This window comes from Mycolicibacterium confluentis (assembly GCF_010729895.1).
Taxonomy (GTDB): domain Bacteria; phylum Actinomycetota; class Actinomycetes; order Mycobacteriales; family Mycobacteriaceae; genus Mycobacterium; species Mycobacterium confluentis.
The window spans coordinates 1,671,411-1,689,134 of the sequence record NZ_AP022612.1 but is presented as its reverse complement, the minus strand read 5'-3'; the positions used below and the strand labels follow the sequence as shown (position 1 = coordinate 1,689,134).

At 64.2% G+C, this 17,724-nt stretch carries 5 protein-coding genes; 2 read left to right on the top strand and 3 right to left on the bottom strand.

Translation table 11 applies throughout. The annotated features are described in order from the left end of the window. Window positions 1-283 precede the first annotated feature (283 nt). Window positions 284-3,370 (bottom strand): DEAD/DEAH box helicase, encoded by a 3,087-nt coding sequence (locus G6N34_RS07850; RefSeq protein WP_085152399.1) that lies wholly within the window; start codon window positions 3,368-3,370, stop codon window positions 284-286. A 338-nt stretch (window positions 3,371-3,708) separates the two neighbouring features. On the opposite strand from G6N34_RS07850, the gene G6N34_RS07845 reads away from it, so the two are divergent. Both G6N34_RS07845 and G6N34_RS07840 read left to right on the top strand, forming a co-directional pair. Further along, window positions 3,709-8,919, top strand: a complete 5,211-nt coding sequence (locus G6N34_RS07845; RefSeq protein ID WP_085152398.1) for a RecQ family ATP-dependent DNA helicase — start codon at window positions 3,709-3,711, stop codon at window positions 8,917-8,919. Continuing rightward, the gene (locus G6N34_RS07840) at window positions 8,912-15,349 is read left to right on the top strand and encodes an SNF2-related protein (protein WP_085152397.1); all 6,438 of its coding nucleotides are present in this window, start codon (window positions 8,912-8,914) and stop codon (window positions 15,347-15,349) included. The genes G6N34_RS07845 and G6N34_RS07840 overlap by 8 nt, the downstream gene beginning before the upstream one ends. A 412-nt stretch (window positions 15,350-15,761) precedes the next feature. Here G6N34_RS07840 and G6N34_RS07835 read toward each other — a convergent pair whose 3' ends face one another. Both G6N34_RS07835 and G6N34_RS07830 read right to left on the bottom strand, forming a co-directional pair. Then, window positions 15,762-17,000, bottom strand: a complete 1,239-nt coding sequence (locus tag G6N34_RS07835; RefSeq protein ID WP_085150668.1) for an IS256 family transposase — start codon at window positions 16,998-17,000, stop codon at window positions 15,762-15,764. A gap of 144 nt (window positions 17,001-17,144) precedes the next feature. Further along, window positions 17,145-17,579 carry a hypothetical protein gene (locus G6N34_RS07830; protein ID WP_163645353.1) on the bottom strand — a complete coding sequence of 145 codons (435 nt, stop codon included), beginning with the start codon at window positions 17,577-17,579 and terminating at the stop codon, window positions 17,145-17,147. Window positions 17,580-17,724 lie beyond the last annotated feature (145 nt).

Genomic DNA, 17,724 nt, shown 5'->3' with positions numbered 1-17,724 from the left:
GCCGAGCTTAGCCGAGTATGATGCCAGTCTCGCGGGCAACTCGCTAATATGTCGAAGAAGCTGTACGAACGGGTGAAGCGGCGTTCGAGTCCGCAACCCACGGCGAACTGCCAGGGGCTATCGACCATCGTCTGTGGATGGATCGGGGTTGCCTGATTTCGCTCGACGAGTTCGCGGGAACGCACCACGAGCGCCGGCAACACGTGCGCGTTGTCGATCGCGGGCTGATACCTCCAACGACACACTCGCCGGTGTAATTGTCGTGGACGAGGACCCTGCGCAATCACGCCACAGCCGCCCGCGCCCCCAGATACACCTCCGCCGGCATAGCCCGCCTCAACCGCCACGTGATCGCCATCGGCCGCTCCCCCTCGTGAGAGACGTAGTCGGCGGGCCCGAGGAAGATATACGGCGCCGCACCGAGCGCGTTGGTCTTCATCTCCCGCACGAACAGCAGAACGTGCGAGCCCCGCTCGCGGTGATTGATGTACCGCTGCCCGGTCGGTGATGCCGAGGTGGTCGTCGACTGCGATTCCCAGTGGAACAAGTCCGCGCTGAGCGCGAAGTCGCGATACATGGTGGTCGGCGAATAGTCGGTGTCTGACTTCTTCAGCGTGATGAGGAAGGCATCGGCATTGGCCGCCGCACACCAGGCCACCCCCTCCCGCATGGTCGACGGCGTCCGCTTGTCCGACACCCAGCCGAGGCCGGCGAGGATTTCTTCGCGTGAGTATGTGGCGTGCAGAGCCAACGGCACATCGCCCAATTCGGGCACCAAGCCCCCGAGCGCATACGTGCTGCGGTGCGCGGCTTCGAACGCAATATCCACGACTTGGCGCATCTCCACCGCTACCGATTCCCCACGCAGTGCTTCGAGTCCCGCTGCGGGAGTGTCGAATCCCCCACCGTTCGGGTACAGCGAATAGAACAGCATGTCCGCCAGCCGCTGCTCGGTAACAGCGCTGCCGGCGAGCAGCGCCCGATAGGCCTCCGCCCGACGACGGTCATCGACATGTGCGAGCGCCTTGACTCGCTTTAGCAGTTCAGACTCCCGAGGATCGGGCTGCTCCCCCAACTTGCCGGCAGCGCGGCACAGCGTCGTCCACGACCGGTCGGTGCGCAGAATGTCTTCGATACCGCGCCCGGACTCCTCCAGATACGAGGCCAACTGATCGTTGGGATGCGCCCGCACTTCGGAGATCAGCGCCGTTCTCTTCGGCGAAATCTGCTGACGCACGTTCTCCAACACCAACTTCTGCGCGACCGGATCGAGCACAATTTGACTGCCCGACGGCAGGAACGGGAACCCGTGCTCAATCTCCTTTTCCAGCTGCTTTCGCCCCAATCCTGTCAATGCCCGGAATCGCTGATCGAACCGGAATTCCTTGCGTTGATGGCCGACGAAGTCCAACGCCGTCAGCACCGACTTGCCCGGCGCCAGCCGCAGTCCGCGCCCCAGCTGTTGCAGGAACACCGTCGCACTCTCGGTGGGCCGCAGAAACAGCACGGTGTCCACCATGGGAATGTCCAGACCCTCGTTAAAGAGGTCCACAGTGAACAGCACGTTGATGTCGCGGCTACGCAAGGCCTCCAGTGCTTCTCGACGATCGGCACTGTCGTCGAGACCGACAACGGCGCGCGCCGGGATACCGGCAGCGACAAACTTCTCCGCCATGTACCTGGCGTGCTCGACGCTGACACAGAACCCGAGCGCCCGCATCGATCCGACATCGGTGATCTTGTCCCGAAGCTGATCGAGCACGATCCGGGTGCGGGCATCGTCGGCGGTGTACACCTCGCTCAGCCGGGCGAGGTCGTACCCGCCGCGACGCCAAGCCAGCTTCTCTAGGTCGGTGCCGTCGTACACCCCGAAGTAGTGGAACGGGCACAACAGGTTCTGTTCCAACGCGTCCCACAGCCTCAACTCCGCGGCGACGCGCCCACCGAAGAACGCGCGCACATCGGTGCCGTCGCCGCGCTCGGGCGTGGCGGTCAGCCCCAACAGTTCCATAGGTGCGATGTGGTCAAGGAGACGGCGATAAGACGGCGCCTCAGCATGGTGGAACTCGTCGATCACAACGACGTCGAAATGATCGGGTTCAATTGTGGAAAGGCGTCCATCCGTCAGCGATTGGATGCTGGCAAAGACGTGACGCCATTGCGTTGGTTGGTCTCCACCGACGAGCAACTCGCCAAAGGTAGGATCGGTGAGAACCTCCTGATACATCCGGCGTGCCTGGGTCAGGATCTCCTTGCGGTGTGCGACAAACAGCAGCTTCAGGTCCCGCCCGTGCACCTCGCGGGCCAGCTGGCGATAGTCCAGCGCGGCAATAACGGTCTTGCCCGTGCCGGTGGCCGCAACTATGAGGTTGCGGTGACGGTTATGCAGCGTTCGTTCGGCGTCGAGCTGCTCCAACAGCTCGGCTTGGTACGGCTTGGCCGTGACCTCCAAACCGGACAGCGTGATCGCCAACGGGTCGCGCTGCTTCTTCCCCGATGCGATTTCCAGTGCGTTGCGCAGCCTCGCCCCGTCCTCTGCGGGCCGGTACCTCTCGAACTCGCGGTTCTCCCAGTAGGAATCGAAGGTCGCGCGGAACTTATCCAACAGGTGCGGCGTTGCGATCGCCGACAGTCGCACGTTCCATTCCAAGCCATCCACCAACGCTGACTGCGACAGGTTGGATGAGCCAACGTAGGCGGTGTGGAACCCGGTGTTACGCCGCAAGAGCCACGCCTTCGCGTGCAGCCTGGTCATGTTGGTGTCGTAGTTGACGCGGACCTCGGCGCCGAATTCCTCGACGAGCCTGTCTAGGGCCTTTGCATCAGTAGCACCGATGTAGGTCGTGGTGATGACACGCAACGGGACTCCGCGCTCGCGCAGTTCGGTGAGCTCGCGCTCCAGGAGACGAAGTCCGTGCCACTTCACGAAGGCACACAGCAGGTCAACCTGGTCGGCGCTGGCCAACTCTGCGCGCAGCTCGGCGGCGAGTGTTGGTTCGTTGCGCGCGTTGGTCATGAGTGCGGCATCCGACAGCGGTGTGGCCGGACGCGGTGGCCGAACCGAACCCAGTGCGTCAGCCGTGACGGCGTCCAACCGTCGAATCTTCGTCGGCTCGTCCTGGTATGGCTCATGGTCGAGTAGCTCGGGATCGCCGAGAGCCTCCAGAATCTTCCGGGTGAGCCCCGCTCGCTCTTCCGCACCCCGCGCGGCCCGCAGCTGCCTCTCGATGAGCGGGCTGAGATGACGGGCGAGGACCAGCGCCTGATCCGCCTCATCGACTGTGCTCAGCTCACTGCGTACGCCCGAACTTGCGGCGAGCGCTGAGCGGAGTTGCGTCGTGAGTACTGACTCATACAGTCCGGTTTCCACGCGGGTGAGACTAACGCGGCTATGTGACAACGTGCGCAGGATCTGTCACGCGCAGAGCGGCGTTCCGCGCCGGGATATCCAGGTTGCGAAATCCGCCATCCGCGTTTGCTAATTTCCCGCGTCGCCGCTCACGAGGCGCTAGGCTGCGTGATTGTTTTATCCGCACCACCAGTGGACTACGAGGTCAGCATGTCGGACACGTCGAGTATCGTTCGCGCATTCGCGTTATATTGACGCGAACGGCGTTTTGCAGGGGGGGCGGAGCTCGTGGTCGGTGTGGCGGTGACGACGCAGCCCCGTAGTGTGCACCTTCGATACCTCACCGTGACGGTCCGCTGATGAGCACACCCGACCGCCCCATGCCGCCGGCCGCCGAGACGGCGCATCGTCTGCTGCTCGAACACGGCCCGCTGTCGGCACCCGAACTCAGAGAACAGCTCCGCAAGGAGGGTTTCGCCCAAACCCTGGAGCGGCTGCAGCAGTGGCCGGATCGGTTCCCCCACCGCTTTGCCGTCACCGACGACGGGCTCCTCCACGTGGCGGTCGCGTACAAGAGTCAACCGGTCACCGACCCCAACCCCACCGACGGACCCTGGTACGACCCGCAGCCTGACCGCATTCCGCTCGACCGGGTGGCGGTGCTGGATATCGAGACCACCGGCCTCAACAAGGCCACCGATTTTGTCACCGAGATCGCCTTGGTCCGGCTAGACGGTAGGCAACTGATGAGCGTCGAGGTGGCGGTACCGGACGGCCAGGCCGGCGCCAACGCTGTGACGCTGTCCCACGCCCTGGACGCGCTGGCCGCCCGGTTGCAGAGTGTCGATCTGCTGATCGGGCACAACCTGCTGGCCTTCGATCTGCCGTTTCTTGTGCAGGCCGCGAAGCGTCAAGGACTGTCGGTCCCCCAGTTCCCGGCGAGTGCCGACAGTCTGCACCTTTCCCTTCTGGTCGATGTGGCGCTACCCAACCGGCAGCTCGCCGACCTCACGCTCCGCTACGGCATCACGAACCAAGAGGCGCATCGTGCCCACTCGGACGCCACAGCGACCGCCGCCGTCATCCGCTCCCTCCTGGCCGAGGTCGACGTTTCCCAACCCAGCTGGCAACTCGCCATCGCGACCCTGGAAACCCACCGCAATCCGCTCGCGCTGCTGCTGCCACCGCTGCCCGGCCCACCCGAGTTGTCCACGCTGCACCGGGATCCCGACCCGCTGCTGAACCCGGCCGGCCCCAAGGCCTCCGATGCATGGTCGGGCACCCGGGACACCTTCCCGGTCCTGCGCGAGCTGCGCAATCTCCGGAAACGACCCGCGCAGGAAGAAATGGCCCACGCCGTCGCCGAGGTCTTCGACCGAGGTGGCAATCTCGCGGTCGAGGCACCCACCGGAACCGGTAAGTCGTTGGCGTACATGCTGCCGGCACTCGCCCGTGCATCACGGCCCCGTCAGCCCGTAATCATTGCGACTGCGACAAAAGCCCTTCAAGGACAGCTGCGCGCCGAAGCGGCCCGACTGCAGCAGGAGAACCTCCTCGGCGCCCCGTTCCGCCAACTGCAGGGCGTCGCCAACTACGTCTGCGCGCGGGAACTCGAAGACGCGGTCGCCGATCAAGAGACCTCAGGACTCGCGTTGGCGGTCGCCTTTCGGGCGATCGCCGAGTCCCCCACCGGCACCTGGGATGACGTCACCGACGACGTCCTCAAGCGTTCGGACGCCCGGTATGCCCGCACCCGCGCTCGCCTCAGGACGAACGCGGCGGGCTGCGACCGCGCCGGTTGTAACTGGGCCAAGATCTGCCCAGTCGTCCAGCAGACCGAGGGACTGACCACCACACCAGGGGTGGTGTCGGTGAACCACGCCCTGATGGCGGCCTGGGTCACCGCGTCACAGGCACCGGGTGATCTCCTCGGCGACCGCCGGGCTGACGTCGTCTTCGACGAAGCACATGCCCTCGAAGATTCCTTGACCTCGGCGTGGACCGGCCGGGTCGATGCCATCGACCTCGAGATCGTCGTCAACTCCCTGAGCCCCCGTGCCCGGATGATGCGCGACATCCGGAAGCGGTCGAACGGCAATACCGAGGTCAAACAGGCCATTGACAGCATGGCGAACTGCTGCGACGCAATCCGCGCGGCCGGCGTCGAGTTCACCCAGGCCGTCACCACCTACCTTCATGAGTACGGTGGTCGGGCGCACGCGGCCGTCCTCCAGTCCGGAATTGTCAACTCTCGCCCCGAATTTCGGGTGCTGCGTCAATCGGCGTCAACGCTGCGTTATGCCCTGATCCAACTTGGGAAGGCAGTGTCCGCGCTCGGTCAGTCGCTGAGCGGCGTCGAGGGCGTCGGTTCCGCGAAACGCCGACTCAACGGGCACGCCGAGCGGATCGAGAATGCCATCACAATTCTCGAAACACTGGGGCCGCTGCCCGACAGCCACCGCTGGGTATACCGGTTGGCCGCCGAAGAGGACGATCCAGACGCCTGGGCGTATGAGCGGCTACCCATCCACGTGTTCCCGGAGTTTCAGCAGTTCGTGGTCGACAGGATGCACTCGACGGTGATGTGCTCGGCCACCCTCACCGTCGAGCAGCGCTTCGACTACCTGAGCTCGCGCCTGGGTATCGAGATCGACCCCACGCCAGCCGATGGCAGCTTCCGCGGCCTTAGGCTGCAGTCACCGTTCGACTACGCAAAGCAGTCGAAGGTGGTGCTCACCAACCACTTACCGATCCCCATCCCGGTCAACGAGCGCGAGTTCTGCGAGGAGATGGCCGCCGATCAGGCCGGATTCCTCAGCCTGTCCGGCGGGAAGGCGCTGAGCCTGTTCGCCGCGCGGACCCGGATGGAGATCGTCGCCGACGGAGTCCGCGCCAAAGCCGCCGAACTCGCCGAACGCGGCGTCGAGCTTCTCGTCCAGGGCGAACACGGCCGGTCGCAGATCTCGCATCGGTTCAATACCGAACCGGGCACCGTGCTCTACGGGCTCAAATCGTATTGGGAGGGCTTCGACGCCCCCGGAGAAACCCTGTCCTACCTCTTCATCGAGAAACCCCCGTACCCGCATCCCGACGATCCACTGGTCTCTCCGCGCCAGCGCGCCATCGCCGAACGCGGCGGCGACCCGTTCCTCGAGTACGTCCTGCCGATGACCGCCATGCAGTTCACCCAGGGCTTCGGTCGGCTCATCCGCTCCGAAACCGACATCGGCGCCGCACTGATCTGCGACCGCCGGCTGCACTCCCCCACCCAGGCACAGCGGGTACTCCTGGGCTCGCTGCCCGGACCGGCGATCCATGAGGCCGTCGACCGCGACGACGCATGGACGACAGCCATCGAATTCGTCACCGGCACAGCACCTGACCTCAGCGCGGCGATCTCCTTCGGTCGAGACGACGTCAGCCAACTGCTGGAGAACCTGCGGCTCGTCGAAGGTGAGGACCCGACCGCGAAACTCATCGAAGCCGCCGAGAAGCTGTTCGGCATCACCAACCTTCATCCCAAACAGCTTGAAGTGATGCGCGCGATCATCGACGGCCAGGACGTCATGGCCGTGCTGCCCACCGGGTTCGGCAAGTCCCTGTGCTTTCAGCTACCCGCACTGCTCGCGCCCCAGGCTCGCGCCACCGTTGTCGTGTCGCCCCTCATCGCACTCATCAAGGATCAGGTCAACGACCTGCGCGGCCGGCGCGGCATCCGGCCGGTCCAGGGCATCACCGGCACCACATCGCGGGTGGTACAGACAGACATCCTGCGCGACACCGCCAGTGGCCACGTCCGGTTGCTGTATGTCTCCCCGGAACGGTTGGCCCGAGACCCGGTGCTCCGCGGCGCTTTGGGGCGCCAGCAGCTCAACCGTGTCGTGGTCGACGAGGCACACTGCGTTTCGGTGTGGGGGCACGACTTCCGACCGGAGTTCCGGCAGGTACCCGCATCGGTGGCAACCTTCGACACCCGTCCACCCCGCGCCGGTTTCACCGCGACGGCCACGCCCGAAGTGGAGACCGACATCGTCGAGGCCATGGACATGCTCGACCCCGCCGTCGTGCGGGAGCCCAGCGACCGCCCCAACCTTCGTTTCCGTGTCCATCGATGCGTCGACGAGCGGGAAAGGGTCCGAGAGCTGCTCCGGTTCGTCACCTGGTCCGAGAAGAAGCCCGGCATCGTGTACGTGACCAAACGTGCACTTGCCGAGGAGATCGCGGCAATGCTGCGTCGCGCCGGGCACGCTGCTCGCGCCTATCACGCCGGCATGGTCCCCGAACAACGCGACGCCGTCCAGGAAGACTTTGACTCCGATACGACCCGGATCATCGTGGCCACCAAAGCGTTCGGCATGGGTATCAACAAACCCAACATCGCGTGGGTGGTCCACTACGACCTCCCGGACTCGTTGGACGGTTACGCCCAGGAAGCCGGCCGAGCCGCACGTGCTCCCGATGTCACCGGCGATTGCGTGCTCTTCTACACCCGCGGCGATATCGCCCGACGTCGCCGGTTGATCAATTCGCACGAGTCGAAGGCCGACGCGCAGATCACCCAGCAGTTGCTGACGCTGCTGTGGACATGCCCCGAGCGCGGAGACAGCCGAGTATTCGACGTCGATGAGTTGGCGGACAAACTCGGCATCGACGACGACGAGGTCAATGTGCACCTGGCCCAGCTCGAGCGGGTCGGCGCGCTCAAACTCGGACTGGACTGCTCGGCCCGCGGGACGGTGGACGTCGGGTTCCGCGAACCGACCGACGAGGACGAACGCCGCCTGTTCCGGGAGTTGTTCTACAAGGCGAATCGCGCACGCCCCAATGTTCGCGTCCAGATCGATTTCCACCAGCTCCGTGATGAACGCGGATACGACCCAGATGAGCTGGAGCAGAAACTGATCGACTGGTCGCTGGACCGGTTCGTCACGTTCTCCAGCTCCCGTCGGCTCCGCAGGGTCCGTTTGCTCTCCCGCCTCGCACCGCAGCATGCACTGGAACGCGAGTCCGCACGGTGGAAGCGGTGGCAACAACGCCGCCTGCAGGCAATGATCGACTACGCCGAACAGGCATCGTCGTGTCGCCGGATCGCCATCGGCGAGCATTTCGGTGACACCGTCGCCGACTGCGCGAGCCGGGACATCGTCACGTGTGACCGCTGCAACGACGAGTCCCCACCGTGGGCGGCGCTACCCGACCACATGGTCCCGGACCCGGAACTGCTCGTGAACGCCGAACTGACCGTCCTACAGGCGGTGGGGTGGGCATCGGCCTTCAAGCGGGGTGCCTACGGTGAGGCCAGCCTACGCGCCGCCGTGCTCGGACTCGAATCACTCGGCGAGGGCAGACCGCTCGGCGCGGGTGTCCTCAGTTGCCCCCAGTTCGGGGCTCTCCGCCATGTGCGCAATGGTGAGAAACGGTGGAACGCGGCGGTGGACAAGCTTCTCGCCGACGGTTTCATCGACCGGCGCACCGTGGAACGGGAGTCCACCCGCACGCCCTACCAAAGTCTCGCCTTGACCCCACGCGGCGCCCAAACACTCGGAATCACGGTGACACAGGATGATTGAGAAGCGGATCACCCACCAGCTGCTGGAATCCGGGGAGCTTGCGCTCACCGAACGGGAACGTGAGGCACTCACACTGCCCGCGCACAGCACCTCGCTCACCCTCGAATTGGATGGTGAGACCTTCCACCCTCAATGGAGCGGCAAGAGCAGGCAGCTGACCGGGGACATCCTCACCGAACGGCTGCAGGACTACGGCCAAGACGGTGGTCTGCTCCGCCTACGCCTGGTCGACGGTGTCTACCGCCTGTCGCTGCTCCCTCCGGGGACGCAACTGACCACTCTCCCGCCGAAGCCACCCGTCACCCCGCCGCGCGAAGGCAAATCCGTAGTGCCGAAGATTGTGCGACGTCGAACCGTGGATCGTCAGTTCCACGCCGACAGCGAGTACGACTGGTCGGCCGACAGCAGCAAAAGGATCGGCTTCCTCAGGGATGCGCGGATCCTGCTCGGTGAGCAACTCAAGGCCGCCGGTTTCGACGAACTCGAATTGGTCGAGCTGCGTCTCCAGGGCGAAGAACTCGCCACGCTCGACGACTTCGAAGAGCTACTCGCCGTCGACGTCGCCAACGTCGACCGAATGCCGCACCAGGAGGCGGTCGCCCGACATGCGTTGTCGCGTCTGCGCGGGCGCGCTGTGCTTGCCGATGAGGTCGGCCTCGGTAAGACCATCGAAGCCGGCCTGGCGATCAAGGAACTCACCCTGCGGGGCTTGGCGAAACGTGTGCTCATCCTGTGCCCCGCCCCCCTGCGCGAGCAATGGCGAGAAGAGATGCACCAGAAGTTCGATCTGAACTTCGACGTCGCCCTCCGCGGTCCGGATGTGCAGGAGCAGGACAAGCTGATCATGAGTCTGCAGCTCGGACGCAATTCTGCTTCAAAGCTCACCAAGGAACCCTGGGACATCGTCATTCTCGACGAAGCACACCGCGCTGCCGGTGCCGGCGCCCGGAAAACCCGCGAGTTCATCACTTCCCTGACGACCGCGTGTCGGTATGCCCTGTTCCTCACCGCAACCCCCGTGCAGAACGACTTGCTGGAGCTCTACCGACTGGTCGAGCTCCTGCGCCCGGGTACATTCACCTCGGTTCAGCAGTTCAAGCGGCAATTCATGCGGGGATACGACCCACGCACACCGAATGATCCTGCGGCACTGCGTCGTCTGATCAGCAGCGCGATGATCCGTACAACCCGCGCCCAGGCGGGCGTCGACCGCGTCACCCGCCGCGCCGTGGACGTACCAGTAACTCTTGGGCCACGTGAGCGCGAGCTCTACGCGTTGTGCACGAACCTGCTGCGCACTGTCATGACGGACTCCAGTGACACCATGCGCCGACGCAGCCTCGCACTCCGGCTCACGGCCAGTCCGTTCTCGATGGGCACCACCGCGCTCAGGATGGCCGAGAGGCATCCTGATCCAAAGGTACGCGCGGTGTTGAGCGAAGTCGGCCACCTCGCGATGGATATCAACGACTCCGCGCGCGAGAACACCGCTGTCGAGATCACGCACAAGTGGCTGAAGGAGCATGGCCGGGTCCTGATCTTCACCCAGCACACCGACACCGTGACCGGACTCCTTCGCCGCATGGAAGTTGAAGGGATCAACGCACGCTCGTTCCACGGATCGATGTCTGCCGGTGAACGCGCCGCCACGATCGCCGCCTTCCGGTCGGGCGAGGCGCCGGTGATGATCTCCACCGACGCGGGCGCCGAAGGCCAGAACCTGCAGTTCTGCAACTGCGTGCTCAACTTCGACCTGCCCTGGAACCCGATGCGCATCGAGCAGCGAATCGGGCGCGTCGACCGCCTCACCCAGCCCAAGGATGAGGTGTTCATCGCGAACCTGTACGCGCAGGGCACCATTGATGAGAGCGTGTACCGGTTGCTCGCCGAGAAGCTGCGGATGTTCGAGCTGTTGTTCGGGCAGGTCACCACGATCCTCGGTGAACTCGACGATTCGAAGTCCGCCAGCTTCGAAACTCGAATCCTCGAAGCACTTTTCGCGGACAACGACAAGAAGATGCAGAACCTGCTGGGCCAACTCGGCACCGAGCTGGCCCAGGCCCGCGAGAGCGCCTCCACGCTCATCGCTGCCGACAGTGGGCTGAGCGACTGGATGGCCTCGGCGTTCGAGCATCGCAAAGGTCTGTCCAAGGCGGGAGCCACTGACCTGGCACCCGAGGTCAGTGAGCGCGCGCGCATGCGGCAGCGGCGGGTGCAGACCTGGACCCGAAACGTTCTCAAAGCCCTTGGTGCGCAGTTGCTGCACGACACCGGAGAGGGCGATGGGGCGTTCATCACTGCGCAGTTCGACGAGGAGTACGAACAGGAACTCGACGGCCGCACGCTGATGCACCTCGCGTTCGACCGCATCGGCATGGAGCACCATCCGGATGCAGAACTGTGTGCGGTCGGGTCACCGGTCTTCGACGAGATCCTCGGACTGCTCCGGATGCGTGGCGACATGCACGCAACCGTGCCGGTGGTGCCCGACGACATCGGCGATAGCCCGCTCGAACGAGCTTCCAATGTGACGCTGCTCCGTCGGCGTCTCGTCCCCTCGGGATCGTGGAGTGGGCAGGCTACCTTCCGTGCTGCAGTGGGAGAGAGTGAAACGACGGAGCATCTGCTGACCGCGGACATGAACGGTCACAACCAAATCCGGCTCCCCCGTAGACCGCTACGGGACGGCGAAACCCTTCCAGCGGCATTCGGTACACCATCAGAGGTCATCGCTGCGTTCGAGAAGGCGGCGACAGGTCAGCTGGAGAAGCTACGACGCGACCTTGCGGAGAAAGTTGAAGCCGACCAGGCCGATGAGCTGCAACGCATCCGCACTGGCTACACCGCCCAGATCTACGAAGCATCCTACGAGGACAGCGTCAGGTTGGAACGTGCGCTGGACTCCGAAGAGAAGCGCCTCAGCCGAGTTCCAGACGTCCGCGCTCGGGCGAAAATACTTGCACTCACCCTCGATGAGGATGACTGGTTGGTCGAGGAGACCTGGGCCGGCCCCAATGGCGCTGAAGCTGTGCTGACCTATCCCTGGGAAGATGGGGAACCGCCGCTCTTCGTAAGCGATGCGTCCGGAGACCCGATCAATGTTTTGGCTTTGTGCTCGGACTCGCACTGCATCAATGCATCGGAGACACAGTACTGCAAGTCCTGCGATCACGTCCTTTGCGGCGCGTGCGGTGAGGACGCCGTGTTCGCCGACTGCCCGATCTGCGGGCTGGCGAGCTGTGGCGCCTGCCGCTCTGCCGGTGGTGGACTGTGCCGCGGATGTGCGTTCCCGCAACGGGTACCCGAGCTGGACAGCGAATTCTCGGTTGCCTGGCGCCTGCATGGCGGAACCACCCTGCTGGTCGGCAACCGTGTCGCCGAACTGCGCCGGACGAATGGACAGTCGCTCACCATCGTTCGTAACGAGGACATCGATGACCCGAACCGGAAACAGATGCGGTCATACGCCGTGCGGAACGGACTGCCGCTCGACTCCGGTGTCACGCTACGCAGGCTGACCGGGCGTCGCGATGCACAAGACAGCACCCGCGCACGACTCAGCTCGACATCAACAGTCGAGACAGAGTTCAGTATCGCAGCAGCTCCGGGCTCTGCCATCGATGCTGCCGCGATCGCCGACATTCCGAAGTTCGACGACGCGGATGTAAAGCCAGAGCGCGCAATGAGTTTAGGGAAGCTGCTACAGAAGCTTCGATCGGATGCACCGCCCCCGGCCCCACCCATGCTGATGGTCACCCGTCGATCCAGCTTTACGGACGTCTACCTCGAGGCAGACGGTCTCGCCAAAGAGGTGGCCATGGTCGAGGATGACGGCAGCATCTCCGTTGCCGATCGCCAGTTCGAGCCGATCCAATGGACGAACCCCGCCATAGACAGTCCAATAATCGGACACGCAGTCATCGATGGGACGCAGATTTCGCTGCAGTGTCGCAATGAGGCAGTACTCGTCTCTGTGTCGACGGACGGGCAGACACAAGCCGATACGTGGAGCGCATGCCCGGACGGCAGGAACCTTGCATTCCAAATCGCCGGCTTCGATTATCTCAACTCGCTCAGAATGCCGGGCGGCAGAATCGGCAAGCGCCTCCACGAAATAACCAGCATCGGTGCGCCGTTCCCTTCGCCGAGCGAGTGCACCCTTGTTGAACGTGAGATTCGCACCGTCGCGGAACCTGTCGACTTGGAGTCCGGTTTCGAGTTGGAGTCAGCCAACGATGAGTCATTGGCCGCGCTTGGCATCCGCCCGAACCACGCAATCGCAAGGACGACTCGCCCATTACCGACAGGGTTGAGTGCCGCACTGCTGAGCCGAGCACAGCGCTGCTTCACCGCGTCGCTACGTAACGGGCTGGAAGTCAAGGAAAATTGGCGCGGGCATGGCACCGCCGTCCACATGTACCGGACCTTCGATGGTAGGCCACAGAGCCCATTGGGTCTGCCGGACACCGACTTCGGCGTCTGCCGTGATGGCCACTTCTACCCGGGCGGCACCGCTGCGCTCTGCGGCTCGTGCCATTCCTGGGCATGCCCGTCCTGCGATGAGCTCGAGCAGCAGGCGCTCTCAGACTGCCCAGGTTGCTCCGCCTCGGTCTGCCGTCGCTGTCTGGCAGCCGGCCATACCGTGTCCCCCACGGCCTGCGTACTGTGCGCTGACAAATCCTGCACCGGCTGCGGGCGTAACCCCGAAGTCACGCGATGCCCGTCGTGCGAACGAACGGTGTGCGCGAACTGCCGCGTCGAGGACACGTGCCCTGCGTGCGCGCACCTGGCCGCCGCAACTGATTCCCAACTTGCATCGCTTCCGAGGTCTCTTGCGTTGGCGGGCACTGAAGTCCTTATCGGATCCGACGCGGATGCCAGTGTGGTACTCATCAACCGTGGCGATACCTGTGAACAGGCGATCGTCCGCAACGACTCGGTGGCCGTCTGGAAAGTGTTCGACAGGAGCGACATCGATGCTTCGTACCGACTCGCGTTGGCCGCGAGCGGCATCCTCGAAGCACAAGTGACGCCCATGGTTCGCGGCGTCGAGCCCGAGCAGCCCGTCGACGGCTCACGGTTCATCGTCAGCACCGGCCGCTCGTACCGTGCGGCTTGGTCCGTCGATCAGTTGCAGGCGTCTGGTTCCGGAACCCAATCATTCAACGAACCCGCCGGTGACCTGATCCCGGTCGTTGCATCGGAGTTCCCGGCGCCGAGGCAACTGCCTACTCCGGTGCCGACCGTTCCGCCGAGATTCGCAGGTCAATTCGCGAGCATGTCGACGCCACAGGCTGTCAACCTTGACCTCTATTGGGAACGCTTCGGTCACGACATCGGCATCTCCTCGCAAGGCCTGCACAGGACGACCATCGCACATTCGATCGCCCAAGACTCCACCGCCGAATGGTCGGCGGGAACGACGACGCCACAGTGGGTTCGCGACGCCTGGGAGCCCGTCCCGGCTGTTCGGGCGTATGCCGCAAGTCACGGCACGCCGACGGCGGAAGCAGTAATCATCGAACTCGCGTCAATGACGGCCCTCGGTGTCCGCGTTGCCGGTGAAACCACCTGGTACGCAGTCAACCGATCCGAGAGTGCCCCGGCAGCAACAGCGTTGGCTCGCTGGTTGGGACTTCCGGACGCGGACACGGTCACCGTCTTCACCGACCCGCGGCAAGTACGCCTCTCCACCGTGACCAACGCGGTGCAGTCCTCCGTGACCGTGGAACCCGTCGGCACAATCAGCCACAGACCACGCCGTGGTGCCGACCTTTCGGGTGAAGCGCAGATAGCATGGAACCCAACGACGAGTGTCCGCGTTCCTCAGCTCGAGAAGCTCCCGGATCGACTGCGCATCAATCTCAGCCAGGCATTCCAGCCGACCGTCGCTTGGTCTCAGCTGGAGATCGGAGCGCACGTCGAGCAACTCGTCACCGTGGAGACCGGCCACGAGTGGCGCTACGAACGCAATCTTGCAGCCGGCCAGACGGAGGCTCGCCGAGCGAACGGCAGCACCGGTTACCTGTTCGATTCAGGTGCAATCGACCGAGAAGGCCATTTCGGCACCAGCTTTGCGTCCTGTAACTATTGCGGCGGAACGACGTGTGCCGTCTGTATCGACAAAGCGGTGGCCTGCGACGCATGCGCCGTCAATATCTGTAAGCGCTGTATCAGTGAGCCGCACGCCAACCTGTGGCTGTGCCCGGCGTGCTCCGCGATGCGTCCCCCGACCCGAAGTGAGGCCCGCGAACACGGGCGTCTCCTGTCGACACGACGCATGTTGCTCGGTACCGATGCATTGCACACGGTCGTGGTCGAACGGTCCAAGAACCACTGGACACGCAAGGCCGCCGACGGCGAGAAGCAGGTGATCGCAAACCCGTCTGTGAACGAGTACCTGGACGTACGGCTTAACGTCGCGGACTGACGGTCCTCTCGGTTCAGTCAGAAGCTGAGCACCGTCGCCGGCCCACAGCGGTTGCCGATCGACTGCCCCGCGCCAGAAGCGCGCCGCCACATCGGTCACGCTGAAACCGCGACGCGCGGCTACCTCTTCTCGGGAGCGATTAATAAAGTCCGGAGCACCGACCAGAACATCCGACTCAATAAACGACATCTGCCACAGGCGGACGCACAGCCAATTCAACTGCGGCGAAACTTGACCGGACTATCTGGAACGAAATCAAGCGGTCGATGAAACCTGGTTTACTCGGCACCGTCGGAACAAAAGTGTTGAACGCCAGGCGGTCCCCGGTACGCGGGTCGATAGTGCCCCTTGGGGTGGTGGACTTCGGATCGGCGTGGGTGCACGCGTGGTGATCAACGAGTCGTGGTGAATGCTAGGCGATTTGACGTGGTTCGGCGACGGGTTGGGCTGCTTGCTGTTTGGTGGCGATGACTTTGCGCAGTTCGGCCATGGAGACCTCTGACAGGTAGCGGCGGGTGACCTGCCATTCGTCGTGGGCTTCGATGACCACAGCGGTGGCCAGGCGCAGGAACGCCGCGGGGTTGGGGAAGATCTCCACGACATCGGCGCGGCGTTTGATCTCCTTGTTGAGCCGCTCGATCGGATTGTTCGACCAGATCTTCTGCCAATGGGTGCGCGGGAACGCGGTGAACGCCAGCACGTCGGTCTTGGCCTCATCCATCATCGCCGCCACTTTCGGAAAGCTCGACGACAGCGTGTCAGCGACCTGGTCCCACTGGGCGGCAACGTCGGCGGGGTCGGTGTGAGCGAAGATCGTCTTGACCGCCGCGGTCACCGCGGGGGCGTGTTTGGCGGCCACCACGCCGTGCAGATTGCGCATGAAGTGCACCCGGCACCGCTGCCACGACGATCCGGCGAACTGCTGGACCACGGCAGCCTTGAGACCGGCGTGGGCATCGGAGATCACCAGATGCACGCCGCTCAGGCCGCGGGCTTTGAGCGAGGCGAGGAACTCGCGCCAGAACTCAAAGGATTCGCTGTCACCGACGGCGGTGCCCAGCACCTCGCGGGTGCCCTCGATGGAGACCCCGGTGGCCACCACCAGGGCTTGGGAGACCACATGCGCCCCGACACGCACCTTGCAGAATGTGGCGTCACAGAACACGTAGGGAAACGACGTGTGGGTCAGACTGCGGGTACGGAAAGCTTCGATCTCGCGGTCCAGGCCGGCGCAGATGCGCGAGACCTCCGACTTCGAGACACCCGAACCGACACCCATCGCGGTAACGAGGTCATCGACGCTGCGGGTGGAGACGCCGTGCACGTAGGCCTCCATGATCACCGCGTGCAGGGCTTTGTCGATGCGGCGGCGCCGTTCCAGCAGCGACGGGAAGAACGAGCCGGCCCGCAGCTTGGGGATCTGGATCTCGATGTCGCCAGCGGTGGTCGACACCGTCTTGGGTCGATGCCCGTTGCGGTGAGTGCTGCGTCCATCGGTGCGTTGGTAGCGGCCGGCGCCGATCGCCTCGGTGGCCTCGGCCTCGATCAACGCCTGCAGGCCGGCGCGGATCAACTCGGCGAATACCGCCCCGACATCAGCGGAGCGGAGCGCATCGAGCTGGGCCAGCAGGGCAGAATGGTCCTGGGTCATCGCGTGGTGTGTCCTTTGCTTGAGTCACTTTGGTCGGTAACTCAATGACCACTACGCGATGGCCCACCCCGAAGCCCTAATGACACACCGGACATGGTCCAGCCTGGTCGGCTTCAGCCCCGAAACCCCACCACACCAAGGGACTTACCCCGCGGGTCCGGACACCATGCGCCTGGAGCCCATTTGCGTATGCCGACGATCCATTCGACATACTCGCGCTGCGAAGTTGCGTTCGAGAAACCCCGACATCTCCAGCTCGATCTGGAGGAGCAGGCGAGTCTGCTGAGTACCGGGTAACGGATGCTCAAGGTCGTAAAAGTGAATCCGCGTGTCGCGGGTGTTCATTGGGTCGGTCAGATCGGGGTGTGTCCCCACTCCGGCCTCACGGAGCGCTTCGCCCAACTTCTCGGAGAACAGCGCGGACAACCGCTCGTAGCCGGCCTCGCGAGCGAGGCTTCCCAACTTGCTGTCAGGAGTGTGGGACAGCGCCTGAGGTGGTGGCTGCGCCTCGTCGACGCGTTCACGACACTTCGTAATCAGTCGCTGGAGCCGATCGTCTGCCGTCAGGCGTGGCGCCATCCCTAATCCCTCCCTGCAAGTGGTCAAGTCCCGACGATTCTTGGGCACTGTCGTGCGACTACAGGCCCGATCGCACGAAGGACCCGCCACCCACCCCCACAAAAAATCCCCCCGATCCAATCCCTCGCCCCGTAACCCCGCTTAC